This window comes from Sphingomonas faeni (genome assembly GCF_040407505.1).
In the GTDB taxonomy this organism is placed as follows: Bacteria; Pseudomonadota; Alphaproteobacteria; order Sphingomonadales; family Sphingomonadaceae; genus Sphingomonas; species Sphingomonas faeni_E.
This window is the reverse complement of sequence record NZ_JAPZPQ010000004.1, coordinates 246,596-271,591: the sequence shown is the minus strand read 5'-3', so window position 1 is coordinate 271,591 and position 24,996 is coordinate 246,596. Positions and strand designations below refer to the sequence as shown.

Below are 24,996 nucleotides of genomic sequence, written 5' to 3'. Positions count from 1 at the left end.
GCGACTGCAGCGCAACGCGCACAACCTTAAACAGAGCGTCCTACGCGAGGCCGGTCGCACCTTGGCGGAGTGATCTCGCCACTGAACGGTGCGCAACAAAAACTTCTATGACAACCGGCGTTAATCCGAGGTCAGCGGCAAACAGTCAGCACCCGCCGATTGCCACGGTCCTTAGCTGGCGACGAAGCAAGTCTCGCCAGCGACCCGCAACCGGCCACAGATATCCGCCGCCTGGTTCGCGCTGCCCGCGTTCACGCGCAGACGATACAGAGTCCGACCGCCCGTCGCGACCGGCTGCACCGACTTGCCAAGCGCTCCGACATACGCAAACCGCTTCGAGAAGTTCGTCCAGGCCGCGTTGGCGACTGCTTCGCTAGGATACGCACCAAGCTGGACCAGCGAACCGCCGGTAGCCACGCCAGCACCATTCGGCTTCGATGCTGACAGCGGTGCCGTTGCGACCAGCCGACCACCAGATGCAGGAACCTGTGCGACCGCATTGCGACCCGCCGCGTCATCGGGCTTGGCCGCAACCGCACGCTTGCCCGCGACCGGTGCCTCCGGCACGCCGCGCAAATCGATCGCGCCGTTGCCCGACTTGCCCGCGCTGGTCGCGATCGCCGAGTCGCCCTCGCCCTTGACCTTCAGGCCACCGGCGTCGTCGGGCTTGACCTTGTAGTCGCCCTCCTGCGCGGCGATCAGCTGGCCGTCACCTGTGGGCACGCGCTGTTGCAGTTTGTAGATTCCGAAGATGATTGCCGCGAGCACCGCCAGGCCGAGGACCACCAACGCGATGACGCGACCGACGCCGACGGTTTCCTGCTCGTCCGGCTCGACGGTTTCGAGCCAGGGAAGCCGGTCTTCCTCGCGCAGATCCATGTGTTCGGCCATCACTTCATCTCCGAAACCGCCTCGACGCCCATGATCGCGAGCCCGTTGCGGATAATCTGCCCTATCGCGGACGCTAGGAAAAGCCTTGCCGCGGTTGCCTGCGGATCCTCGAGTACCAGGAAACGTCGATCCGGACGGTCGTTACCGACATTCCATAGCGCATGGAACGCAGCTGCCAAGTCATACAGATAGAACGCAATTCTGTGCGGCTCACGCGCCGTCGAGGCGGTCTCGACAAGCCGTGGGAACTGCGCCGCGAGCTGAACCAGCGCCAGCTCGTCCGTATCAAGCCGGGACAGGTCGGCCGACATCGGCGTAATCCCCGCCTCCGCCGCGCGCCGATGCAGCGATGCGATCCGCGCATGCGCGTACTGGACGTAAAACACCGGATTGTCCTTCGATGCCTCTACGACCTTCGCAAAGTCGAAATCCATCTGCGCATCCGACCGGCGCGTGAGCATCGTGAAGCGCACGACGTCCTTGCCGACCTCGCGCACGACATCGGCCAGCGTGACGAAATTGCCCGACCGCTTCGACATCTTGACCGGCTCCCCGTTGCGCAACAGCCTGACCATCTGGACGATCTTGACGTCGAACCGCGTCTTGCCACCGGTCAGCGCCGCGACCGCCGCGACGATCCGCTTGACCGTGCCACCATGATCCGCGCCCCAGATGTCGATCAGCTGATCGGCGCTCTGGCTCTTCTGGAAATGATAGGCGAGATCGGCGCCGAAATAGGTCCACGACCCGTTCGACTTCTTGATCGGGCGATCCTGGTCATCGCCGAACTGCGACGAGCGGAACAGCGGCAGCTCGACCGGCTCCCAATCGTCGGGCGTCTCGCCCTTCGGCGCCTCGAGCACGCCGTCATAGACGAGATCGCGCGATCGCAATTCCGCCTCGGCCGCCTCGGGCTTCCTGGCAGCCTGGAGTTCGGCCTCCGACGCGAACACCTCGTGCTCGATCCCGAGCAAGGCCAGATCGGCACGGATCATCACCATCATTGCCACGACCGCCTGCGTGCGGAAGATAACCAGCCATTCGCTCTCGGGCGCGCCGACGTAGCGGTCGCCGAACTCCTTCGCGAGCGACTGGCCGACGGGAACGAGATAGTCGCCCGGATACAGGCCCTCGGGGATCTCGACGGTCTCGCCTAGCGCCTCGCGGTACCGCAGGTGGACCGAGCGCGCGAGCACGTCGACCTGGCCGCCGGCATCGTTGACGTAATATTCGCGGATCACCTTGTGACCGGCGAACTCCAGCAGGCTGGCAAGCGCATCGCCGACCACCGCACCGCGGCAATGGCCCATGTGCATCGGGCCCGTCGGGTTGGCCGACACATACTCGATGTTGACGGTGATCCCGTCGCCCTGCTTCGACCGGCCATAGTCGGCACCAGCCTCGGGAATCGCGGCCAATTCGGCGCGCCAGGCGTCGTCGGTCAGCTTCATGTTGATGAAGCCGGGGCCTGCTACGCTCGCAGAGGCGACGTCCTCGAGCTTCGACAGTTCGGCGACCAGTGCGTCGGCCAGCACGCGCGGGTTGGTCTTGGCGGGCTTGGCGAGGACCATCGCAGCGTTGGTCGCTAGATCGCCGTGGCTGGTGTCGCGCGGCGGCTCGACCGTGACGTTCTTGCGATCGAGACCGTCCGGCAGCATGCCCGCCGCGGTCAGCGTGTCGAGCGCCGCATCGATATGCGCGGCGAAACGGGTGTAGAGCGTCATGGCAGTCCCGGTACGTCAAGGAAACGCGCGCTCTAGACCATCGCGGCGCGGCGCTCAATTTTAATCCCGTCGCTGGATTGGGTTGCTTCCGCCGGGCAGCGTTCATTGCATGCCCGAGCTATAACTGTTCCCCCGCGGACGCGGGGGCCCAGCTAAACCACGATCACCGCCCGAGATCCTGGGCCCCCGCGTTCGCGAGGGAACAGAAGTGGCGTCAGGCAGTGAGAAAGGATCTCAGACCCGAACCAGCCCCTTGATCGCCGCAGTCTTCGCGCTCGCAGGAAACAGCGCGGCCATCGCCCGTTCCGGCTCGACGCCAAAATGCGACGAGACCGCACCGCCGATAAACGCATCGAGCTGCATCGTCGGCTTCAGATCGCGTGCCTCGTACAGCGCAGCAGGGGCGAGGCCGGGCCAGTCGGACACCACCCTGCCCCCCTTCACGGCGCCGCCAAACAGCATCGCAGACGTGCCCGTGCCATGATCCGTCCCCCCGGTGCCATTGACCGCAACGGTCCGTCCGAACTCGGTCGCGACCAGCACCATCGTGTCCGCCCATAACGGCCCCAGCCCCGCCTGCAGCGACGCGACCATCGCGTCGAGCCCCTTCAACTGCGCGGTCAGCCGGCCGCGCTGGCCGGTATGCGTATCCCAGCCGCCCGTCTCGATCATCGCGATCCGTGCTCCGGTGTCGGGCTTGAGCAACCGCGCGGCGAGCGCACCGGTCGCAGCCGCATTGCGCCCGCCGTCCTGCGCGAGATCGCTGGTGAGTTGCCGCGTCGCCATCGCCTCGCTCCACAGGCCGTGAAGCTGCTGGTCGCCGTCGTAGAGCATCGCCACGCGTTGCAGCAGGTCGTCGGACGCGTCGGGCAGGCTCGACGGTGCATAGGATGCCACCTCGCGCCGCCCCCGCAGCGCCATCGGCACGGTCGCCGCGACCGCGATCGCCCGTGCCTCGTCCGCAGGCAGCACGCCAAGCAGCCGGTTCAGCCAGCCGTCGCGGACCTGGTACGCGCTCGCGCCCCCCGTCTCGAGCACGTTCTGGCCGTCGAAATGCGAGCGATCCCGGTAGGGCGACGCGATCGCGTGCGCGAACAATGCCTGGCCTTGCGTGTAGAGCCCGGCACTCGCGGTCATCGCCGGATGCAGCGTAAACATGCCGTCGAGCTTGGCGCCCGTCGCAAAATCTGCCGCAAGCTCGCCACGCACGCCTGCAAAGGCCGGATCGCCGACCGCGCCGATCGTCCCGAGACCATCGGCCGCGCCGCGCTGGATAATGAACACGAAGCGCTTGTTGGTGGCGGCACGCGCAAACGCGATGCGCGGTGCGAACGCGGAGGCAAGCACGCCGAGCGTACCGGTCGAGAGAAAGGAACGACGGTCGAGCATGACTATCTCCGCAGCGATTCTGGAGCGACGAGCAACAGCGCGAGCGCCTGCGCTGGGCTTTCCGCACGCGACAGGCCCTGCGCGGTGGTAGGACTGAGCGAGGCGGGGAACAGAGTCGGCGCCAACGCCCGCGCATCGACCGGCCCGGCGCGCGCCGCGAACCGCTCCGCCGCCTCGACACGCCGCATGATCGCATCGGGCCCGGCCCAGGCTGCGGCGACGTCGTCATACCCGATCGGCTGCCCCGGCTGCCAGATCGGCTGGCCAAGCTGGTTCATCATCCCCACCGTCACGCCGGGCTGGACCGTCGTCGTGCCGAGCGCGCGCTGGGTCGAGACATACCATTCCCAGGGCGACTTGAACTTCACCGGCCGGGTCACCCAAGCCTCGGGCGACGCAACCAGCGCGCGATAGACCGTCGGCAGGTCGCCGCCCGATTTCAGGAACGCCGTCTTCAACCGCGCGACCATCGCCGGCGGTGGCGTGTCGCCGGCAAAATGCTGCGCGAGCTTGGTCGCGATGTGCGTCGCGGTGGCCGGGTGGACGGCCAGGTCGGAGAGCACCGCCTGCGCCTGCGCCTCCCCCGCCGCGGGATAGAGCTTGCCCATCACGGTGCGATCGCCGGGCTGATGAACGTCGTCGAGGAACAGGAACGCGCCCGCGCGCGAATCGTCCTGCATGCGAGCGCCGGGACCACGACCGATCCCTGCGACCGTCCAGCCGGTCATCGCCCGCGCGAACTCGGTGACGTCGGCTTGGCTGTAGCCGCTGCGGACGCCGAGCGTGTGCAACTCCATGATCTCGCGCGCGAGATTTTCGTTCAGCCCGGTGCGGCGGCGGGTTTTCCGTACGGCGAACGGACTGTCCGGGCCGATCGACACCGCCTGGTCGAGATACAGCAGCATCGCCGGATGCCGCTCGACAGCGTTCAGCATGTCGGCGAACGTGCCGAGCACATGCGGACGGATCGCCTCGAACTCCATTGGTCCGGCGAGCGCCATCACCTCGAACTTCTCGGTCGAGACCGCGAAATGATTCGCCCAGAAATGCACGAGGCGCTCGACGAACGGCGCGTCGCCGGTGAGCGCGGCCATCGTCCGTGCCGCGACCGCCGCACCGTAATCGTTGCGACTCTGCTTGCCGATGACTTGCCGCGCTTCCTGTCGTGCGGCGGCGCCTGGATCGATCGGCACCGGCGCCATGGGGGCTTGAGCCATGCCGGAGGGTGCAACGCCCGGCGACCCGGGTGCGGGGCTCATCGCGCCGGACATCGTTGGCACGGCAACCGCGGGTCTCCCGTCCATGCCGAGCGCGGCTTTCGGCGTGCGCGGACCGAATTGCGCCCTGATCGCTTTTTCCTGCGCGTAATAGGCGACGAGACCTGTCGAAATGCCCGCCGTGGCCGGCGCGCTCGCGATGACCGGTGGCCGCGGCTCGAACCGGTCGCACTGCGCCATCACCCACTTCGCCGGATCGCCGACGATAGCTTCACCTGGCCGTGCGCCGAGGCCGAACCGATTGAGCGCGATACTGGAAGCAGACACGACACTTCTCCTTCGCGTGCGAGTGTACGCGGCAAATGTCGTGGAAGTATGTCACCCGCCGCGCCGGTCGCATGCAGGGGGCCGTTCATCGTTGCAGTTGATGCAATCGCGACGGATGGGTTTGCAATTGCAACTCATGCTGCACCGCAATATTTCTCTGGCTCGAGAGTTGGGTGAAGACCTGATCCGGCTCGACGCACCACCGCGGGAGACACGATCATGCGCAATACTTTCAAGATCATCGCAGCAGCAGCGGCCGCCCTCACCTCGACGATCGGCATGGCCGCCGAAGCAAAGCAGAGCTTTGTCCATGAGGGCAGCACGTACGTCTATACCTCGACGCAGGACCATGGCCGGCAGGTCATCGACGGCCGTCGCTATCCGTCGGGCCAGAAGTTCCACCTGATCGTTCGCGGCGACCGCGTATCGGGTGTCTCGGCCGGCGTCCCGGTCGCGTTCAAGACGAACGAAGCCAATGGCGCGGCCGGCGGGATCGCTTCGGTTACGCGTTGAACTAGTTAGCTTTTGAAAATTGCAGCGGCGGTCGGACCTCGGTCCGGCCGCCGTTTTGCGTTGTCAGGTAATCCTCCCCCGCAAGGGGGAGGTGGCGCCTAAGGTGACGGAGGGGGAGGAAGCACAACGGCGGTTTCGCGTCCTCCCCCTCCGTCTGGCAAGTGCCAGCCACCTCCCCCTGGCGGGGGAGGATCAGTCGCTCAGAATCCTTCGGGCAGGTCGATCGGGCCGACCAAGTCGCGGTAGCGCGATACCGCGTACCGATCCGTCATCCCTGCGATGAAATCCGCGATATGCCGGCTGCGGTCGGGATCCTCGGTCGGCAGCCGTTCGCGCCATTCCTCGGGGATCGTCGCCGGATCGTCGCGGTACACCGCGAACAGCCCCGACACGATGCCATGCGCCGCATCCGCCGCCGCCAGCTGGCGTGGGTGATGATAGAGATTGGCGTACATGAAGCGCTTCAGGTCGCGCTCAGCCTCGCGCATTTCGGGCGAGAAGCCGACTAGGCACTGCCCCGCATCGCGGACGTCGTCGACGCTGGTGACGCCGCTCGCCGCGATCCGCTGGCGCGTCTCGGCGATCAGGTCGTTGACCATCGTCCCGATCTGCGTGCGGACGAGTTCGCCGACCAGCCGCTTCGGCTCGATGTCGGGAAAGCGCCGCCGCACATCGTCCCAGCCGCGCGCCACCAGCGGCACCGCGAGCATCTGGTCGAGCGTCAGCAGCCCGGCGCGCAAGCCATCGTCGATATCGTGGTTGTCGTAGGCGATGTCGTCGGCAATCGCCGCGACCTGTGCCTCCAGCGACGAGAAGCTCGTCAGCGCGAGACCGAACTCGGCATCCGCCGCGGCGAGCGCCCAGCCCGGATGCCGCACAGGTCCATTATGCTTGGCAAGCCCTTCGAGCGTTTCCCATGTCAGGTTCAGTCCGTTCCACAACGGATACGGCTGCTCGATCGTGACGAGCGTGCGCAGCGTATGGCCGTTGTGATCGAACCCGCCCTGCCCGGTTAGCGCCGCCTTCAACGCATCCTCGCCGGCATGACCGAACGGCGGATGGCCGATGTCGTGTGCAAGACACAGCGCCTCGGTCAGATCCTCGTTCAGCGCCAGAGTCCGCGCGATCGTCCGGCCGATCTGCGCGACCTCGAGGCTGTGCGTCAGGCGAACGCGGAAATGATCGCCATCGGGCGCCATGAACACCTGCGTCTTGTGACGCAGACGACGGAAGCTGATCGAGTGGATGATCCGGTCGCGGTCGCGCTGGAAGGCATCGCGGGGCCCACGGACGGACCCGTTCTGTTCCTCATGAAGCCGTCCTTTGCTGCGCGCCGGGTCCGATGCCCAGGGCGCGCGGTAGCTCACTTCGCGGGGAGCTTCGTGATGATCTCGCCCGGATCGCTGGTGAAGGTGAACGTCGAGACGCCTTCCTTGGCCAGCTGATTGACGAAGGTGCGTGCCTCGGCATCGGTCTTGAACGGGCCGGCGAGTACGCGGTTGGTCGCCTTCCACGGTGCGGTCCAACCGCCGCGAGCGCCGAACACGGTCGGGGCCTTGGCCTTCGCCTTCTTCCACGCCTTGGGCAGATCGCCCTCGGTCGCCCCGGTCGACACCTGCACCCAGGTCCGCGCGGGATTGGCGCGCGCAATCCGCTTCTCTTCAGCTGCAGCCTTGTCGGCGGCAAGCTTCTCGGCGGCGGCGGCCTTCTTCTCGGCAAGCGCCTTCTTGTCGGCGATCGCCTTTTTCGCCGCAGCCTTCTTGTCGAGGACAGCCTTCTTGTCGGCTGCAAGCTTGTCCGCAGCCAGCGTCTTAGCAGCGACCGCCTTGGCCGCTGCGTCGCGCTCGGTCTTGGCTTTCGCCTCGGCCAGCACGCGATCGGCATCATCCGAAACCGGTATGGCGGCTGGCGTCACGACCGGTGCCGGACGCATCGGCGCGACGTCGAGTTCGGAGGCCGGGATCGACAGGCCCGCGACGATCCGCGCGAGGATCGAGTCCTCGCTCGCCGCCACCGCGTGGGTCCGCGGCGACACCGCGGCGACCGTCGTCGATGCCGCGGGGGCTGGCGTTGACGAACTGGAGAAGCCGGGGGTTGGCGTGCTGGCGCTCTGTACGGGCAAGGACTGCGGCAGGGGAGCCTGCTGGATGGGCGTCGGCAGGGTCGAAACCGATGGCGCCGCCGCTGCGGACGCGGCGAGCGCATTCGCCGCACTGGTCGGATCGGGTCGTGCTTGTCCCACCGGGATCGCTGCCATCTGCGTCGCCACGCGCGATGGAAGCGTGCCGGCCGTCGATGGCACCGGTACCACGCGCGCTACCGGTGCGGTCGTTGCCGAAGCCACGGGCGACGTGCGGGGCTGGATGTTGGCCGCCACCACGGAGTTCGTCTCCGCGGCGGGGGTGGTACGGGCACCCTGAACCGCGACGCCTGGCGTCGAATAACCCGGCTGCGGAACCGGCTGAACCGTGCGCGCCGGAAGCGGCTGCACCATCTGCATCGGCGCAGCGGCAAGCTGGGTGGGCGCTGGGTAGGTCGTCGGAGCGGGGGCAATAGGCGTCGTACGCACCGCGGTGGTCGCCATCGGGATCGAGGCCGACGTCGTTGGGGGCACCGCGGTCGACGATGGTCGCGTCGCCGCTGCCATCTCTACTCGGCCGGGCTTGGCGCGCCGATCACGCTTGTCCTTCTTGCCGGTGGTCGCGGCGACTGCGGGCTGCGGCGGCACTGCGGCCATCAGCACCGGCGCGGTCGGGTCCGCCGCGAGCATGCCGAGCGGCGGCGCCATGCGTGCATCGGCGAGCCGTGCAGGGGTCGCGTGGACTTCGCCGAAATGCACCGCGAAGGCGCGGTCGCTCGCCGGCAGGTTGGGCAGGCGTTGAAAGAAGGGTTGCAGGCCTTGCGCGGTGCCTGCGGGCATCATCGTGGTGGCGATCTTCTCGGCACCGGCGACATCGCCGTTCATCGCGAGGATGAACGCGCGGGATCGCCATGCGCCACGATCGCTCTTGAGCAGAAGCGGATTGAGCTGCTGGATCGCGAGCTCGGGCTTTCCCGAGATACCGAGCGACAGCGCATAGCGCCGCGTCGTCTCGTCGTCGGGCGCATCGCGGAGTGCCACGCGGTAGTCTCGCTGCGCCCGGTCCTGCTGGCCGATCAGGTCGTAGGCGAGCCCGCGATCGGCGGCGAAGTTGCGCGGGTCGAGGCCGAGGCCCTCCGCCTGCGCATAATAGCGCAGCGCTTCGCCCGGACGCTCGGACCGGACGAGGATCGAGGCCATACCGGCCTTAGCGCGGCCGTCGCGCGGGTTCACCTTCTCGGCGCGCGCGAACAATGCTGCGGCACCGCTGAGATCTCCGAGGCCCATCGACAGGTCGCCGGCCTTGATCAGCGCGTCGATGTTGCGCGGGTTACTCGCGAGCTGCCGCATCACGTCGCCGAGCTTGTCCGCGTCGGTGGTGCCGGGGATCGCCTGAACGACGGCTTGCGCGGACGCGGCGGCTGGCACGGCCGCGAGCACGAGAGCCAGCGCGGCGGTCAGGAGATGATGGGAGGACCGGGTCATGAGGATCATCTGTCTAGACGCCAGCCCGACCGAACCGGCAATGTCTCGCACGCATGCGCGCGGCGAACTGGGCTGGGGCGGCGACGAATGCAGGGTTTTGCGTACGCAAGCGCGGTAGCCCTGCTTGGCGTGCCCTTACCCTTCGCCGCCTTTGGCGTCTCTCCCTCTCCCGATGGGAGAGGGATTTGAGCCGCGACCGTGTGGCCGTGAGGACGAGCTTCCAGCAAGATATTGAGAAACTTCGGCTATTCCCGGCTTACTGGTTGTTCTGGCGATGCAGGAAGCGGGGGATATCGAGCGGGTCCTGCGGAGCCGCTTCGCCGTCTTCCTTCGCAGCACCGCGTGCCGCATTCGACATGCGCTCGAACAGCGTACCGCCGAGCTTCACGCGCGGTGCGGCCGGCACCGCCTCGGGGGCAGCCTCGGCACCCGGAGCGAGCCAGCGACGACGTGCGCCACCTTCGTCGGCAGCGGGCGTCGGCACCGGAACAGCCGGCGCAATCGGCGCGCGAGCGGGCGGCACCGACGATGCCGAAGCCGGACGCGCGATCGGACCACGACCGTAAGGCTCGTCGCCATAGGTGCGCGGTGCGGGCGCAGGCTGAGGAGCAGGAGCAACCGACGCAGGCGCGGCCTGCGGCACCATCGTCTCGGCACCGAGCACCAGCTCGTCATCCGACTTCGACGCCGATGGCTCGACTTCCGACGACGCGTTCAGGTCGAGCGGCTCTTCGTCAGCGGACGACGCAGCAGGCGCGGCCGACGACGCGGCAGGCTCGCTCGGACGGAACGACGTATTCTCGTCCGTCTTACGCGATCCGAAGCTGAACGAGCGGGTCGGCTCGGGTGCAACTTCCGGCGGACGCGCATCGGCATCGATCCCGGTCGCGACGACCGAGACGCGGATCTTGCCCTCCAGCTCCTGATTGAACGCCGAGCCCCAGATGATGTTCGCATCGGGATCGACCAGGTCGCGGATATGATTCGCGGCTTCGTCGACTTCGAGCAGGCGCATATCGTCACCGCCGGTGATCGAGATGATGACGCCCTTCGCGCCGCGCATGCTGACGCCTTCGAGCAGCGGGTTCGAGATCGCCTTCTGCGCCGCCTCGAGCGCGCGGTTGTCGCCGCTCGCCTCGCCGGTCCCCATCATCGCCTTGCCCATCTCCTGCATCACCGAGCGGACGTCGGCGAAATCGAGGTTGATGAGACCCGGCATCACCATCAGGTCGGTGATGCTGCGGACGCCCTGCTGGAGCACCTCGTCCGCCATCGTGAACGCTTCCTTGAAGGTCGTGTTCGCGTTAGCGATGAGGAACAGATTCTGGTTCGGGATGACGATCAGCGTGTCGACGTACTTCTGCAGCTCGTCGATGCCGCCCTCGGCCGACTTGGCGCGACGATTGCCCTCGAACGCGAACGGCTTGGTCACGACGCCGACGGTCAGGATGCCCATGTCGCGCGCCGCCTTGGCGATGACCGGCGCTGCGCCCGTACCCGTACCGCCGCCCATGCCGGCGGTGATGAAGCACATGTGCGCGCCTTCGAGCATCTTGGCGAGCTGGTCGATCGTCTCTTCGGCGGCCGCGCGACCGATCTCGGGACGCGAACCGGCGCCAAGACCTTGCGTGATCTTGGTGCCCAGCTGGATCCGCTGCGGTGCGGTCGACTGCTTCAACGCCTGCGCGTCGGTGTTCGCCACGAGGAAGTCGACGCCCTGGACGTCGGCCCGCATCATGTTGGCGATCGCGTTGCCGCCCGCGCCGCCGACGCCGATCACCGCGATGCGGGGGGCTAGATCGTCCACTTCGGGACTAAGGAATTCGATGCTCATCGCCGTTCTCCGCACAACCCGGTAGATACGCTACGGCCGGGCCCCTGATTAATCTGTGTGCACCAACGTCACGGCCTGTTCCAGCCGAAATAACGCCAGCGCCCTCGAAACTCTTAATAATTCGCGCGTGCCGCCTGAATCAACTTGCGCATCATGCCCATACCCTTTGGCCGATGCACCGTCGTCCGCTGCGGCGCGAGCCCGCGAAGGTCGATCGGGTTGGTCGCCGCGTAGAAGGCCAACCCCGCTAGCGTCGCGAACGCCGGTCCGCCATGCGCTTCCGGCAGCGCGGTCAGGCCACGCGGTCGACCGATCCGCACCGACCGCCCGAGCGCCTGTTGCGCATAGTCGGCGATGCCCTTCAGCTCGGCACCACCGCCGGTCAGCACGACCTGACGCCCGACCGGCCCCTCGAACTTCAGCTTGGTGAGCGCGTTGCGCACTTCGCCCATCTGATGCTCGAGCCGCTGCCGGATCACGCCGATCAGCTGCGCTTTGGTGATCTGAGCCCCCTCGCCCGCGCCGTCCTCCGCGGAGATCGGCATGACCGGGATCATGTCGTGATTGTCGCGAGGGCTCGCATTGGCCGATCCGTGGAAGCACTTCATCCGCTCGGCATTCTGGCGCCGCGTCCCGAACGCGCTGGCGATATCATCCGTAATGTCCTGCGCACCGATCGGGATCGAGGTCAGCCCGACCAGCATGCCCCCTGCGAACAGCGACACGTTGGTGATCCCCGCGCCCATCTCGACCAGCGCGACGCCAAGCTCGCGCTCCTCGTCGCTGAGGCAGGCCAAGCCCGTCGCGACCGGCGAGGCAATGATCGACTTCACTTCGAGGTGCGCCGACCGCACGCAGAGATCGAGGTTGCGTACCGGCGAACCGTCCGCCGCGACGACATGGATGTGCACCCCGAGCCGGTCTGCATGCAGCCCGAGCGGCGTCTTCACCCCCGTCAGCCCGTCGAGCGTATAAAGCGCGGGCTGCGCGTGGAGCACCATGCGGCCCTGCGGATCGATCGAGTTGCGCCCGGCGGCGAGCAACGCATCGATATCCTGCTGCTCGACGCGGTGGCCGCCCAGTTCGAACTCGACCTCGGCGACATCGGACACGAGCCCCCCGGCCGAGAACCCGACCCAGACGTTCTCGATGTTGATGCCCGCGATCCGCTCGGCCTGCTCGACCGCCTCGCGTACCGCCGCCTCGGTCGTCGCCATGTCGGCGATATAGCCGCGCTTGACGCCGCGGCTCTCGCGCTGGCCGGTGCCGAGCACGATCAGTTCGCCCCCGTCCCCCTTCTGCGCGATCATCGCCGAAACCTTCGACGACCCGATATCGAGCGCCGTGATCAGCCCTTCCGGTGCCACCTTTGCCATGTCATCCCTCCCCGCCCGTTACGTTCGCGCCCGCCGTTTGCGACGGAGTATTCGTAGTCTCGCCCGTTGCCGGCGCGCCAGCCCCCACGCTGGCCGGCGCTGGCACGTCGACGCTGTGCGCCAGGCTCGCACCCGGCTTGCGCGCGACCAGCTTGGTCGGATCGCGCATGTCGAACCGGATCCAGCCGCGCCCCAGCAACGGCCGCGCCCCATCCAGTTCGGCGAACTTCACCAGCGCGCGCGGCGCACCGTCTTCGGGCAGCGCCAACGTCTCGCCGCTCTCGAACGTGAGATCCCAGCGCCGATTGCCGACCCAGGTCGCCGCCTTCACGCGCGGCTTCAGTGCTGGCGCGGCGGCGAGCAGCGTCTGGTACGACGCCTCCTGCCGATCCGCGCCCGGCCCGATCACCAGCGGCAAGTTCGGGATCGCGTCGGGCTGGACCGGCTCCAGCAGCACGCCGGACGAATCGATCAGCGTGAGTTGGCCATTGTCCTGCCATACCGCCGCGGGCGTGCGCTCGACGATATCGACCAGCATCGTATTCGGCAGCCGCCGCGACACATGCGCGTCCGCGATCCAGCCATAGCGCAGCAGTTTCTGCCGCACCGCTTCCAGGTCGACCGACAGCATCGACGTCTGGTTCTGCTTGTCCTCCAGCGCGACCGCATAGACCGACATCCGGTCCATCCGCTTGAGGCCGGTCACCTCGATCTGCTCGACCTTGAAGCCCGCCCGTCCGGCGCCCTCGGCCACCGCCGCGCCGATCATCCCCGGGATGCCGACCCACGTCGCCGCCGCGATCGCCACAGCCCCGCCCGCGCCCAGGATCGACCACGTCGCGATTTTCCGGAGCGTGTCCTCGCTGACCGGGAGCATCCCGACCAGCCGGTCCATCACCGACACCTTCTTGACCGCGACCTTCCGCCGCGGGGCGGGCCGCTTGGGCGGCGGACCGCGCTTGATCGTGCGGCTCATGGAGAGGGGTGATCCGCGATCGCCTCGTCGACGATCGCCTGCACCAGCTCGGCATAGCTCATGCCGATATGCCGTGCCTGCTCGGGCACGAGGCTCAGCGGCGTCATCCCCGGCTGCGTATTCACCTCGAGCAGGAACAGCCCGTCGACGCCGCGCTCGTCATCCCAGCGGAAATCGGACCGCGACGCGCCCTTGCAGCCGAGCAACCGGTGCGCTTCGAGCGCGAGGCTTTTGCAGGCGTCGGTAATCTCGTCGGGAATCTCCGCCGGGCAGACGTGCACCGTCATCCCATCGGTGTATTTCGCGTCGTAATCATACCAGCCGCTCTTGGGCTTCAACTCGGTCACGCCGAGCGCCTTGCCGCCGAGCACCGCGGTCGTGAGTTCGCGCCCACGGATATACGGCTCGGCGAGCAGTTCGTCGAACTCGCCCCACGGGCCAACGCTGTCGCGCGCGATCGGATTGCCGTAATTGCCGCTGTCGGTGACGATCGCCACGCCGACCGAGGATCCCTCGTTGACCGGCTTCAGCACATACGGCCGCGCCATCGGATCGCCCTCGAACAGATCCGCCGACTTGACGATCCGCCCGCCCGGCATCGGCACGCCCGCCGGGACGAGCAACAGCTTGGTCAGCACCTTGTCGATCGCGATCACCGACGTTGCGAGGCCGGAATGCGTGTAGCGCAAACCCATCAGGTCGAGCAGCCCCTGCACCGAGCCGTCTTCCCCCGGCGTCCCATGCAGCGCGTTGAATACGAGGTCGGGCTGAGCCTCGGCGAGCTTGGCAGCGACGTCCCGCCCCATATCGATCCGCGTAACCCGGTGGCCGAGCGACTCCAGCGCATCCGCACAGCCATTACCCGACATCAGCGAAACCTCACGCTCCGCCGACCAGCCGCCCATCAGGACCGCGATGTGAAGAGCCACCGTCATGCCTCCCCTCCCACATGCGGGAGGGGACAGAGGGGTGGGCGCCCGCCATCACCGGCCGCGTCGCTGGTGGAGAGCGCGGGCGCAGCACTGCTTGGCTGCCCCTCACCCCGACCCTCTCCCCGCAGTGGAGAGGGAGCAGCGATGCCAACCCGCTGGATTTCCCATTCCAACGTCACCCCCGAATGCGCCTTCACCTTGTCGCGTACCTCTTCACCCAGCGCCTCGATCTCCGCACTCGACGCGGACCCGAGGTTCAGCAGGAAATTACAATGCTTCTCGCTGACCTGCGCATCGCCGCGAGTCAGCCCCCGACACCCGGCCGCGTCGATCAACGCCCACGCCTTGTGGCCATCGGGGTTCTTGAACGTCGAGCCCCCGGTGCGTGAACGGAGCGGCTGCGAAGCCTCGCGCTCGGCGGCAATCCGATCCATCTCCGCACTGATCACGGCAGGCTCGCCAGGCGTGCCGGAGAACACTGCCTCGACTACAACCGCACCAGCGGGAAGGTCAGAATGCCGATAGGTGAAACCAAGCTTCTCAGCGGACCAGGTCTCGACCGTACCGTACCGCGTGACAACGGTAGCCTCGACCAGAATATCGCTGACATCGCGACCATAAGCCCCCGCGTTCATCCGAACCGCTCCGCCGACAGTACCCGGTATCCCACGCAGAAACTCAAGCCCGGCAATCCCAGCATCCCGCGCGGCACTGGCAACGGTAATCCCCATCGCACCCGCACCCGCACGAACGCGGCCGTCCTGCACCGAAACCTTGGCCATCGCCTTAGGCAATCGCACAACGACCCCCGGCACGCCGCCATCGCGCACGATCAGGTTCGAGCCTACACCAACCGGCAGCACCGGCGTCGAAGGATCGAGAGCCTTCAGCAACTCCGCCAAATCCTCGACATCCGCAGGCCGCACCAGCCACTCCGCCGGGCCACCTGTACGAAACCAGATAAAGTCCGCCAGACTGCCATTAGCCGTCAGAGTACCACGCAGATCCTCCCCGGCACGGGGAGGGGGACCGCCAAAGGCGGTGGAGGGGGCGCTGCCAGAAGCGTTACGCTCGCGGACGTCCCCCTCCACCATGCCTTGCATGGTCCCCCTCCCCGTGCCGGGGAGGATTTGCGACGCGCCACTCACGCCAGCACCTTCGCGCGCTCGGCGGCGATCGCGTCGGCCAGACCGGCAGCCCATTTCGTAATGTCGCCCGCGCCGAGACAGACGACCATGTCATCAGCCTCGATCGTCGCCGCCAGTTCCACCGCCAGCGCATCCGCGTCAGCAACCACACCCGCGAACCGGTGCCCGCGCCGCTTCAACCCCTCGACCAGAGCCGCCGCATCGACGCCCTCCACAGGCGCCTCGCCGGCGGCGTAGACCGGCGTCACCAGCACCCGGTCCGCATCGTTGAAGGCCGTCTGGAAGTCCTCCATCAGATTGCCAAGTCGCGAATAGCGATGCGGCTGCACCACCGCGATCACGCGACCCTTCACGCCTTCACGCGCCGCTGCAAGAACAGCCCGAATCTCGACCGGATGATGCCCGTAATCGTCGATGATCGTGACACCGGCCACTTCGCCGACCTTGGTGAACCGCCGCTTCACGCCACCGAACTTGGCAAACCCCTGCTGGATCGTCGCATCCGCAATCCCCAGTTCCAGCGCCACGCCGATCGCCGCCAGCGCATTCTGCACATTGTGCCGCCCCGGCATCGGCATCTCGATTCCCGAGATTGTCCGCGTCGCACCATCACGCTCGCGCACCACGCAATCGAAGCGGTTGCCGCCCGGGATCGGCGTGACCTCGACCCCGCGCACATCCGCCTGCGCCGAGAAACCGTACGTTACGACCCGACGATCGCGCACCCGCGGCAGGATCCCCTGCACCTCCGGATGATCGAGGCACAGCAGCGCCGCGCCATAGAATGGCACGTTCTCGACGAACTCGACGAACGCATCCTTCACCGCGTCGAACGAGCCGTAATGATCGAGATGCTCGGGATCGATGTTGGTGACGACCGCGATCGTGCCGTCGAGCCGCAGGAAGCTGCCGTCGCTCTCGTCCGCTTCCACGACCATCCAGTCGCTCGCGCCCAGTCGCGCATTCGAGCCGTACGAGTTGATGATCCCGCCATTGATGACCGTCGGATCGACCCCGCCCGCATCGAGCAGCGCCGCGACCATCGACGTCGTCGTCGTCTTGCCATGCGTGCCCGCGACCGCGACCGTGGACTTCAGGCGCATCAGCTCGGCGAGCATTTCCGCCCGCCGTACCACCGGCACGCGCGCATTCAGCGCCGCCTCAACCTCGGGGTTCGAGCGCACGATCGCGGTCGACACGACCACGACGGCGGCGTCGCCGATGTTCGACGCGGCGTGGCCGATCGCGACCGGAATGCCCTTGTCGCGCAGTCCCTGCACGACATAGCCCTCGGCGACGTCCGAGCCCTGCACGCGGTAGCCGAGGTTCTTCATCACCTCGGCGATGCCCGACATGCCGATCCCGCCGATGCCGACGAAATGGATCGTGCCGATATCCGTTGCGACACCCTTCATGCGAACTGCGCCTTGGGCTTGGAGGGCGCGCCGACCGGAATGCGCGACAATGGCGCATCGAGGCTCTCGACCAGATCGGCCAGATCGCTCGCCGCGTTCGGCCGCCCGCAACTGCGCGCACGCCCCGCCGCGTTCTGCAACGCCGCCGGATCGAGCCCGAGTTTCTGCATCTGCTTGGCCAGTTCCACTGCGGTAAAGTCTCCCTGCGCGATCGTCCGCGCGCCGCCCGCCCGCGTGATCTCGCGCGCGTTCACGGTCTGGTGGTCGTCGGTCGCCCCCGGCAGCGGCACCAGGATCGCTGGCCGACCCGCTGCGGTCAGTTCCGAAATCGTCGACGCCCCCGCACGCGCAATCACCAGATGCGCCCAGACCAGCTGCTCGGGCATATCAGGCAGATACGTCGCCAGTTCGGCCGGGATATGATGCTCGGCGTACTTCGCACGCACCGCGTCGATATCCTCGATCCGCGCCTGATGAGTCACCTGCAACCGCCGCCGGAACGTCACCGGCAGCATCGCCAGTCCGTCAGGCACGACCTGCGACAGGATGCTCGCCCCCTGGCTGCCGCCGGTCACGAGCACGCGGAAGATCCCGTCCTCCTCCAGCAACGGATAGGGCCGCGAGCGCAGCGCCAGCACCGCCTCGCGCACCGGGTTGCCGACCAGATGCGCCTTGCCCAGCAGCTTCGGCGCGAGGCGTTCGGTCGGCTCGGACGAGGTCGCGATCGCGTCCACGCGCCCCGCGACGAAGCGGTTCACGCGCCCCAGCACCGCGTTCTGCTCATGCACCGCAGTCGGAATCTTGTCCGCGAACGCCGCCAGCAATGCCGGCAACGCAGGATAGCCACCGAAGCCGATCACGGCCGCCGGCTTGAAGGTCCGGTACAGTTCGCGCGCCATCGCCCGCCCGCGCCACATCTCCCGCGTGGCCCGAGCCCACCCAAGCGGTCCACCGGTAAAGCGTCCCGCCGGCAAGACATGCGTCTGGATATCCTCGAACAACCCCGGAAAGCGCACGCCGCGCGCGTCGCTGACCAGCGCGACGCGGTGGCCACGCTTGGTCAGTTCGGCCGCGAGCGCCGCTGCCGGGACCATGTGTCCACCCGTGCCACCGGCTGCGAGGACGTAATGCTTACTCATTCACCACTCCAGCGGACGACATAGGGGCTCCGCGTGAGAAACGGATTGCGCCGGGTAAACGCCAGCAGCAACCCCATGCCGACCGACAACGCGATCATCGACGACCCGCCATAGCTGATGAACGGCAGCGTCATACCCTTCGATGGCGCGAGCCCCGTGTTCACCGCCATGCTCACCAGCGCCTGCGCACCGAACTGCGTCGCAAGGCCGGCGGACGCGAGCAATTTGAATTCGTCCTGCTCGTCCAGCAGCTTGACGAACACGCGGACGACGATCGCGAGGAAAATCACCGCGATCACCGAGCACGCGATCAACCCGAATTCCTCGCCAATCACAGAGAAGATATAGTCGGTATGCGCCTCGGGCAGCCCGAACTTCGCCGCACCCGCGCCTGGCCCCGTCCCGGTCCAGCCCCCCGCGGTCAGCGTATTATGCGCCGCATTCGTCTGGAAGTGATCGCCCGCGCCCTCACCCTCGACACCCGGAAACAGGAACGCATCGATCCGCGACCGCGCCACGCCGTAGAAGACATACGCAGCGATCAGCCCCGCCGGCGCCATCGCGACGAGGCCGAGCATCACCTTGGCCGGCGTCCCCGCGATCATCAGCAGCGCCATCCAGACCGAGCAGAAGATGATCGTCTGGCCGAAATCGGGTTGCAGCATCAGCAGCACCGCGACGCCCGCGGTCATCGCGCCGGTGATCAGCACGGTCGGCAGCTCGGCATCCTTCGCGCGTAACGACAACAGCCACGCGACCGTGACGATGAACAGCGGTTTCAGGAACTCCGAGGGCTGGAACTGCGCGAACCCGACACCGAGCCAGCGGCGTGCGCCGTTCGCCTCGACCCCGATAAACGGCGTCACCATCAGCATCAGCACGAACAGCGCACACCCGCCGATCGCCATCCGCCGCGCCATCGAGACGGGCATCATCGACACGCCGAACAGCACGGGGAGCGACACGCCGACCCACATCAACTGTCGCCAAAAGTAATAGAGCGGCGCGATCTTGTGGTGCTCGCCCGAATAGCGAACCGCGCTGGCCGGCGACGCCGCCGCCACCGCGATCAGCCCGATCGCGATCAGGAACAACGTCAGGAGCAGCAGCATCCGGTCGATATCCCAGAACCACGTGCCGAGCGGCGACTGATCGCCGCGCCCGCCGCGCCGCTTCATCTTGGCGACGATGCTGGTCTTCGGTGTGCCCATGTCAATGGTTCCAGCGCGGATATCGGTCATGCCAGCGACTCCACCGCAGCGCGGAACGCCGCCCCGCGCGCTTCGTAATCGCGAAACTGATCGAAGCTAGCACAGGCTGGGGATAACAAAACAGTGTCGCCGGGTCTGGCGTTTGCGGCGGCAATGCGGACCGCTGCGTCGAGCGTGCCGACGTTATCGACGGGCATAGAGTCTTTCAAAATCTCGGCGAACTTCGGGCCAGCCTCGCCGATCGTGTAGGCGTGGACGACGTGACCGAAGGCGGGCTTGCAGGCGTCGAGGTCGTCGCCCTTCGCGCGGCCGCCGACGATCCAGTGGACCCGGTCGAACGCAGCCAAAGCCGGCGCAGTGCTCTCGGGATTGGTCGCCTTGCTGTCGTCGACATAGGCAACGCCGCCATACGCGGCGATCTGCTCCATGCGGTGCGGCAGGCCCGTGAAACTTGTGAGGCCGCGGTCGATATCGACCTCACTCACACCCAGCGCCTTGACCACGGCGATCGCGGCGAGTGCGTTCTGGGCGTTGTGCGGGCCCTGGAGCGTCGGCCAGCTGGTCTGATCCATGCACACGCCGGGCGCGATCTTGGTGAGGTGCTCGCCCTTCGCCGACAGCCCGCGCGCGATCTCGGCGGACGGCGCATCGCCGATGCCGATGACCGCGTCATGCTCGGCCGACTGCATCGCGAACAGCCGCGCCTTGGAGGCCGCATAGCCTTCGAACCCGTCATAGCGGTCGAGATGATCCGGCGTGATGTTGAGCAGCACCGCGACGTCGCAATCGAGCGTCTGCGTCAGGTCGATCTGGTAGCTCGACAGTTCGAGCACGTAGACGCCGCCCTCGGGGAGCGCCCCCTGTTCGAGGATCGGCAGGCCGATGTTGCCGCCCATCAGCGTGGGGATGCCGGCGGTCTTGAGGATGTGGTGGACGAGTGCGGTGGTGGTGGACTTGCCGTTGGTGCCGGTAATGCCGACGACCTTGTGCGGGGGGAGGTCTGCGCGGGCTTGGGCGAAGAGTTCGATGTCGCCGATGACTGGAACGCCGGCCTCTCGCGCGGTTGCGGCAAGCGGATGCGTATTCAACGGTACCCCCGGCGATACGACGAGAGCGTCAAAGCCCGACAGATCATCCAACGGCGCAACGTCCACGAGCCCTCTCCCCGGAGGGGAGAGGGAGTAAAGACGTCGCGCTTCGCCTCGTCGGAATCCCACGCAACGACCTGCGCCCCGCCATCAACCAACGCACGCACAGTCGCAGCCCCAGACCGCGCCAACCCCAGCACCGCATAGCGTTTCCCGCGCCAGGCCTCGGCAACGATCACCGCAACTTCAACGTCGAAAGGCCGACCAGCGCCAGCACCAGCGCGATGATCCAGAATCGAATTACCACCGTTGCTTCGGCCCAGCCGAGCTGTTCGAAATGATGGTGGATCGGCGCCATCCGGAACACGCGCTTGCCGGTGCGTTTGTAGAAGAACACCTGGATGATCACCGACAGCGCCTCGATCACGAACAGGCCGCCGATGATCCCCAGCACGATCTCATGATGCGCGACGACGGCGATCGTTCCCAGCGCGCCGCCCAAAGCCAGCGACCCGGTATCGCCCATGAACACCGCGGCCGGCGGCGCATTGAACCACAGGAATGCGAGCCCCGCGCCGACGATCGCCCCGCAGAAGATCGCCAGTTCACCCGCGCGAGGGACATGCGGAATACCGAGGTAATCGGCGAACTTCACGTTCCCGACCAAGTATACGATCACCATGAACGCGACGCTGGCGATGATCACCGGCATCGTCGCCAGCCCGTCGAGCCCGTCGGTCAGGTTCACCGCGTTGCCGAACGATACGATCGTGAACGCCGCGAACACCGGGAAGAACCAGCCGAGATCCAGATACATGCGCGACGTGAACGGCAGATACAGATGCGGGCCGTTCTGCGACATGATGATCGTCGCGGCGACACCGGCGATGATGAACTCGAGCAGCAACCGCGTGCGCCCGCTGATTCCCGCGGTGCTCGCCTTGCGCACCTTGTCATAGTCGTCGAGGAACCCGATCGTCCCGAAGCCGAGCGTCACGAACAGGCACGCCCAGACATACGGATTGCTCAGGTCCATCCATAGGAAGATGGCGAGGCACATCGAGGTCAGGATCATCAGCCCGCCCATCGTCGGCGTCCCGCGCTTCGACAGATGCGACTGCGGACCGTCGGCGCGGATCGGCTGGCCCTTGCCCTGCCGTACGCGCAACCAGCCGATGAACTTCGGCCCGATGATCAGGCCGATGATCAGCGCGGTCGCGACCGCGCCACCGGTCCGCACCGTCTGATAGCGGATGAGGTTCAGCAGGCCGGGAAACCCCAGATGCTCGGCGAGCCAGTACAACATTCAGATAATCCCGCCTTTGAGGCCAGCCTGGAGACCCGCTACGACGCGAGCGAGGCCTACCCCGTTCGATCCCTTGACGAGCACGACATCGCCCGGCGCCAGGATCGTCCGTAACGACGCGAGCGCGGCCGCAGCGTCGCCCACATGGACGGTTTCGATCTGTCCCTCAAGCACCTGCGCTAACGGCGCCATCGCTTCACCGACGATCAGCGCCATTTCGACGCGCGCGGCGAGTATCGGCTCGGCGAGGGCGGCGTGATAGTCGTCGGAGCCCTCGCCCAGTTCGCGCATCTCGCCGAGTACTACGATGTGGCGGCCCGGCTCGTGGCTGAGGACGCTTAACGTCGCGCGCATCGATGCAGGGTTGGCGTTGTAGCTCTCGTCGATCACCAGCGCCTGGCCTTCGCCGACGGTCACCAGCGACCGCGCGCCACGACCTTGCAAGCCACCGAGTTCGGCAAGTGCCAGCCCGGCGAGTCCGAGATCGCCTCCGGCCGCCTGCACGCACGCCAGCACGCCGAGCGCATTCGACACCCAATGCGCGCCCGGCTGCGCGATCGTGAAGCTCAGCTCGTGCTCGGCCCCCTGCCCCATCCGCGCGGTGACGAACGTCCCACCAGTCGGCAGCCGCATCGCCTCGATCGCGCGGACATCGGCGCCCTTCTCGCTGCCGAACGTGACGATGCGCGCGGCATGGGGTGCGGCGTGTCCGAGCAGCCGGTCGCGGTGCGGGCTGTCATAGGGCACGATCGCGGTCCCGTCCGGTTCGAGCCCGGCAAAGATCTCCCCCTTGGCATCGGCGATCGCGCTCTCGTCGGGAAAGAATGCGGTATGCGCAGGCGCGATCGCAGTGATCATCGCGATGTGCGGGCGAACAAGCCGGGTCAGCTCGGCGAGTTCGCCGGCGTGGTTCATCCCCATCTCGAACACGCCGAACTTCGCGTCGCGGGGCATGCGGGCGAGGCTCAGCGGGACGCCGGTGTGGTTGTTGTAGCTCTTGACCGAGCGATGCACCTCGCCGGGCGCGGCGCGGTCGAGGCAGGCGAACAGGGCTTCCTTCGCGCTGGTCTTGCCCACGGAACCGGTGACACCGATGATCGTGGCTGAGGAGCGCGCGCGGCTAGCCCGTCCAAGCGCCTGCAACGCAACGAAGCTGTCGACGACGAGCACGTGAGGGTGCGCGCAAGCCTCGGTCACAATCGCGCCCGAGGCGCCCTGTGCGAAGGCCTGGTCGAGGAACAGGTGCCCGTCACTGGCGTCGCCCCTCATCGCCACGAACAAATCGCCGGGGCCAACCTCCCGCGAGTCGAACGCGACGCCGCTGACGGAGAAGTCACCAGACGCCACACCACCGGTAGCCGCTGCGATCTCAACTGAAGTCCACAAGCTCACTTCCCCCCTCCCGCTTGCGGGAGGGGTCGGGGGAGGGGCTGACCAAACAGAGCGGACGCCAGTACGTACGTCGCGCCCTCCCCTAGCCCCTCCCGCAGGCGGGAGGGGAATGACGATGCCGTGCCCCTCACGCCGCGCACTCCCGCGCGACGGTCACGTCGTCGAACGGCAGGACCATGTCGCCGACGATCTGGCCTTGTTCGTGGCCCTTGCCTGCGATCAGCACGATATCCTCTGGCCCTGCCTCACGCACCGCGGCAGAAATCGCCGCGCGACGATCGCCGATTTCCTCAGCGCCGCGCGCACCCTTCAGCACATCGCACCGGATAGCCCTCGCGTCCTCGGTCCGAGGATTGTCGTCGGTCACGATAACGCGGTCGGCGTGTTGCACCGCGACTTGGCCCATGGTCTCGCGCTTGCCGGTGTCACGGTCGCCGCCTGCCCCGAATACCACGATCAGTTTGCCGCCTGCGTGCGGTTTCAGCGCAGCGATTGCCGCTTCCAACGCGTCGGGTGTATGCGCGTAATCCACGTACACCGGGGCCCCGGAGTTCGCGATCACCGCGCGTTCGAGTCGCCCGCGGACCGGCTGCAACCGCGCGAGATTGGCGATCGTCGCGGCCACATCGCCACCGGTCGCAATCACCAGCCCAGCAGATACCAGCGCATTCGCCGCCTGGTATGCGCCGATTAGCGGCAAGGTGACCTTGTAAGTCTGGCCCTCGGCCTCAATCGTCAGCCCCTGCCCGAGCAAAGTCGGATCGCGGCCCACGAGCCGCAAAGTCTCGCCCTGCGTCCCGACCGTGATCAGCCGATTGCCGCGCTCGCGTGCCAGGTCAATCACCCGCGCCGATTGCGGATCATCCGCCCACACCACCGCCGCACCGTCCGTCGACAGTACCTCGGAGAACAACCGGATCTTGGCGGTGAAATACGCCGCCATGTCGCCGTGATAGTCGAGATGGTCGCGGCTAAGGTTCGTGAACGCCGCGGCAGCCACCTTGAGCCCCTCGGTCCGATACTGCGTCAGCCCGTGGCTCGACGCCTCGAACGCGAGGTGCGTGACGCCTTCGCGCGCGAGCCCCGCCACGTTCGACAGGAACGTTACGACATCGGGCGTCGTCAGCCCGGTCGTAACCCGCTCGTCGGCAGTCGTAACCCCCAGCGTCCCGATCGATGCCGCATGAAACCCCGCCATCCGCCACAACTGCCGGGTCATCTCGACGCACGACGTCTTCCCGTTGGTCCCGGTAATCGCCACCGAAGTCTCGGGAAACGGCGCAAAGAACTTCGCCGCCAGTTGCGCGAACCGCTCCCGGGGATTGTCATCGGCGATGTAGGTCGCGCCCTCGACCGTCAGCCCAGGCCGCGCCACGACTGCAATCGCACCAGACCGGATCGCGTCCTCGATATAATCCTCGCCGTTGACGCGCGCGCCTTCGAACGCGCCGAACACCGTGCCCGGCGCGACCTTGCGGTGATCGATCGCGAACCCCGTCACCTGCGCCTCTTCCGTCCCGTCGGTCAGCGCTGCGAGTTTCATGCAATAGTCC

General features: G+C 67.1%; 18 protein-coding genes and 1 pseudogene. 1 reads left to right on the top strand and 18 read right to left on the bottom strand.

Annotated elements, in window-relative coordinates; all coding sequences use genetic code 11:
* Positions 1 to 171 precede the first annotated feature (171 nt).
* From O6X71_RS14450 to O6X71_RS14435, 4 genes are all read right to left on the bottom strand, one after another.
* Positions 172 to 891 (bottom strand): SPOR domain-containing protein, encoded by a 720-nt coding sequence (locus O6X71_RS14450; RefSeq protein ID WP_353466438.1) that lies wholly within the window; start codon positions 889 to 891, stop codon positions 172 to 174.
* Positions 891 to 2,615, bottom strand: coding sequence for an arginine--tRNA ligase (argS, locus tag O6X71_RS14445; RefSeq protein WP_353466437.1), 1,725 nt, complete (start codon positions 2,613 to 2,615; stop codon positions 891 to 893). The genes O6X71_RS14450 and argS overlap by 1 nt, the downstream gene beginning before the upstream one ends.
* A gap of 234 nt (positions 2,616 to 2,849) precedes the next feature.
* Positions 2,850 to 4,004, bottom strand: a complete 1,155-nt coding sequence (locus O6X71_RS14440) for a DUF1501 domain-containing protein (RefSeq protein ID WP_353466436.1) — start codon at positions 4,002 to 4,004, stop codon at positions 2,850 to 2,852.
* A 2-nt stretch (positions 4,005 to 4,006) separates the two neighbouring features.
* On the bottom strand, positions 4,007 to 5,548 hold the full coding sequence (locus O6X71_RS14435) for a DUF1800 domain-containing protein (RefSeq protein ID WP_353466435.1): 1,542 nt from the start codon (positions 5,546 to 5,548) through the stop codon (positions 4,007 to 4,009).
* 219 nt (positions 5,549 to 5,767) lie between these two features.
* On the opposite strand from O6X71_RS14435, the gene O6X71_RS14430 reads away from it, so the two are divergent.
* The gene (locus O6X71_RS14430; protein ID WP_353466434.1) at positions 5,768 to 6,061 is read left to right on the top strand and encodes a hypothetical protein; all 294 of its coding nucleotides are present in this window, start codon (positions 5,768 to 5,770) and stop codon (positions 6,059 to 6,061) included.
* 200 nt (positions 6,062 to 6,261) lie between these two features.
* On the opposite strand, the gene O6X71_RS14425 is transcribed toward O6X71_RS14430, so the two are convergent.
* The 14 genes and pseudogenes from O6X71_RS14425 to O6X71_RS14360 all read right to left on the bottom strand — a co-directional run bounded on the left by O6X71_RS14425 (position 6,262) and on the right by O6X71_RS14360 (position 24,986).
* Entirely contained in the window at positions 6,262 to 7,428 is a 1,167-nt protein-coding gene (locus O6X71_RS14425; protein WP_353466433.1) for a deoxyguanosinetriphosphate triphosphohydrolase, read from the bottom strand.
* Positions 7,425 to 9,626, bottom strand: a complete 2,202-nt coding sequence (locus tag O6X71_RS14420) for a tetratricopeptide repeat protein (RefSeq protein WP_353466432.1) — start codon at positions 9,624 to 9,626, stop codon at positions 7,425 to 7,427. The genes O6X71_RS14425 and O6X71_RS14420 overlap by 4 nt, the downstream gene beginning before the upstream one ends.
* 256 nt (positions 9,627 to 9,882) lie before the next feature.
* A complete protein-coding gene (ftsZ, locus tag O6X71_RS14415) occupies positions 9,883 to 11,460 on the bottom strand; it encodes a cell division protein FtsZ (RefSeq protein ID WP_353466431.1) in 1,578 nt (525 codons plus the stop codon).
* Positions 11,461 to 11,573: 113 nt separating this feature from the next.
* Positions 11,574 to 12,836 (bottom strand): cell division protein FtsA, encoded by a 1,263-nt coding sequence (gene ftsA / locus O6X71_RS14410; protein WP_056051322.1) that lies wholly within the window; start codon positions 12,834 to 12,836, stop codon positions 11,574 to 11,576.
* A 1-nt stretch (position 12,837) separates the two neighbouring features.
* A complete protein-coding gene (locus O6X71_RS14405) occupies positions 12,838 to 13,812 on the bottom strand; it encodes a cell division protein FtsQ/DivIB (RefSeq protein ID WP_353466430.1) in 975 nt (324 codons plus the stop codon).
* Entirely contained in the window at positions 13,809 to 14,747 is a 939-nt protein-coding gene (locus O6X71_RS14400) for a D-alanine--D-alanine ligase (RefSeq protein WP_353466429.1), read from the bottom strand. Before O6X71_RS14400 ends, O6X71_RS14405 begins: the two co-directional genes overlap by 4 nt.
* The gene (gene murB / locus O6X71_RS14395) at positions 14,744 to 15,847 is read right to left on the bottom strand and encodes a UDP-N-acetylmuramate dehydrogenase (protein WP_353466428.1); all 1,104 of its coding nucleotides are present in this window, start codon (positions 15,845 to 15,847) and stop codon (positions 14,744 to 14,746) included. Before murB ends, O6X71_RS14400 begins: the two co-directional genes overlap by 4 nt.
* A gap of 41 nt (positions 15,848 to 15,888) precedes the next feature.
* Positions 15,889 to 17,307 (bottom strand): UDP-N-acetylmuramate--L-alanine ligase, encoded by a 1,419-nt coding sequence (gene murC, locus O6X71_RS14390; RefSeq protein WP_192974380.1) that lies wholly within the window; start codon positions 17,305 to 17,307, stop codon positions 15,889 to 15,891.
* On the bottom strand, positions 17,304 to 18,446 hold the full coding sequence (gene murG, locus O6X71_RS14385; protein WP_353466427.1) for an undecaprenyldiphospho-muramoylpentapeptide beta-N-acetylglucosaminyltransferase: 1,143 nt from the start codon (positions 18,444 to 18,446) through the stop codon (positions 17,304 to 17,306). Before murG ends, murC begins: the two co-directional genes overlap by 4 nt.
* On the bottom strand, positions 18,443 to 19,624 hold the full coding sequence (locus O6X71_RS14380) for an FtsW/RodA/SpoVE family cell cycle protein (protein ID WP_060526809.1): 1,182 nt from the start codon (positions 19,622 to 19,624) through the stop codon (positions 18,443 to 18,445). Before O6X71_RS14380 ends, murG begins: the two co-directional genes overlap by 4 nt.
* Before the next feature lie 59 nt (positions 19,625 to 19,683).
* Positions 19,684 to 20,984 (bottom strand): annotated as a pseudogene (gene murD, locus O6X71_RS14375) (UDP-N-acetylmuramoyl-L-alanine--D-glutamate ligase).
* A complete protein-coding gene (gene mraY / locus O6X71_RS14370; protein ID WP_056051331.1) occupies positions 20,981 to 22,051 on the bottom strand; it encodes a phospho-N-acetylmuramoyl-pentapeptide-transferase in 1,071 nt (356 codons plus the stop codon). The pseudogene murD and the gene mraY overlap by 4 nt, the downstream one beginning before the upstream one ends.
* Positions 22,052 to 23,443 carry a UDP-N-acetylmuramoyl-tripeptide--D-alanyl-D-alanine ligase gene (locus O6X71_RS14365; protein WP_353466426.1) on the bottom strand — a complete coding sequence of 464 codons (1,392 nt, stop codon included), beginning with the start codon at positions 23,441 to 23,443 and terminating at the stop codon, positions 22,052 to 22,054.
* 127 nt (positions 23,444 to 23,570) lie between these two features.
* Positions 23,571 to 24,986: a UDP-N-acetylmuramoyl-L-alanyl-D-glutamate--2,6-diaminopimelate ligase gene (locus O6X71_RS14360; RefSeq protein WP_353466425.1), complete on the bottom strand. Its 1,416-nt coding sequence runs from the start codon at positions 24,984 to 24,986 to the stop codon at positions 23,571 to 23,573.
* Positions 24,987 to 24,996: the final 10 nt, after the last annotated feature.

Bases quoted from the DNA above. Each gene is read 5' to 3' on its own strand.
- O6X71_RS14450 (WP_353466438.1), bottom strand. From the start codon at position 891: ATGGCCGAACACATGGATCTGCGCGAGGAAGACCGGCTTCCCTGGCTC.
- argS (WP_353466437.1), bottom strand. From the start codon at position 2,615: ATGACGCTCTACACCCGTTTCGCCGCGCATATCGATGCGGCGCTCGAC.
- O6X71_RS14440 (WP_353466436.1), bottom strand. From the start codon at position 4,004: ATGCTCGACCGTCGTTCCTTTCTCTCGACCGGTACGCTCGGCGTGCTT.
- O6X71_RS14430 (WP_353466434.1), top strand. From the start codon at position 5,768: ATGCGCAATACTTTCAAGATCATCGCAGCAGCAGCGGCCGCCCTCACC.
- O6X71_RS14420 (WP_353466432.1), bottom strand. From the start codon at position 9,626: ATGACCCGGTCCTCCCATCATCTCCTGACCGCCGCGCTGGCTCTCGTG.
- ftsZ (WP_353466431.1), bottom strand. From the start codon at position 11,460: ATGAGCATCGAATTCCTTAGTCCCGAAGTGGACGATCTAGCCCCCCGC.
- ftsA (WP_056051322.1), bottom strand. From the start codon at position 12,836: ATGGCAAAGGTGGCACCGGAAGGGCTGATCACGGCGCTCGATATCGGG.
- O6X71_RS14405 (WP_353466430.1), bottom strand. From the start codon at position 13,812: ATGAGCCGCACGATCAAGCGCGGTCCGCCGCCCAAGCGGCCCGCCCCG.
- O6X71_RS14400 (WP_353466429.1), bottom strand. From the start codon at position 14,747: ATGACGGTGGCTCTTCACATCGCGGTCCTGATGGGCGGCTGGTCGGCG.
- murB (WP_353466428.1), bottom strand. From the start codon at position 15,847: ATGCAAGGCATGGTGGAGGGGGACGTCCGCGAGCGTAACGCTTCTGGC.
- murC (WP_192974380.1), bottom strand. From the start codon at position 17,307: ATGAAGGGTGTCGCAACGGATATCGGCACGATCCATTTCGTCGGCATC.
- murG (WP_353466427.1), bottom strand. From the start codon at position 18,446: ATGAGTAAGCATTACGTCCTCGCAGCCGGTGGCACGGGTGGACACATG.
- O6X71_RS14380 (WP_060526809.1), bottom strand. From the start codon at position 19,624: ATGAAGCGGCGCGGCGGGCGCGGCGATCAGTCGCCGCTCGGCACGTGG.
- mraY (WP_056051331.1), bottom strand. From the start codon at position 22,051: ATGTTGTACTGGCTCGCCGAGCATCTGGGGTTTCCCGGCCTGCTGAAC.
- O6X71_RS14360 (WP_353466425.1), bottom strand. From the start codon at position 24,986: ATGAAACTCGCAGCGCTGACCGACGGGACGGAAGAGGCGCAGGTGACG.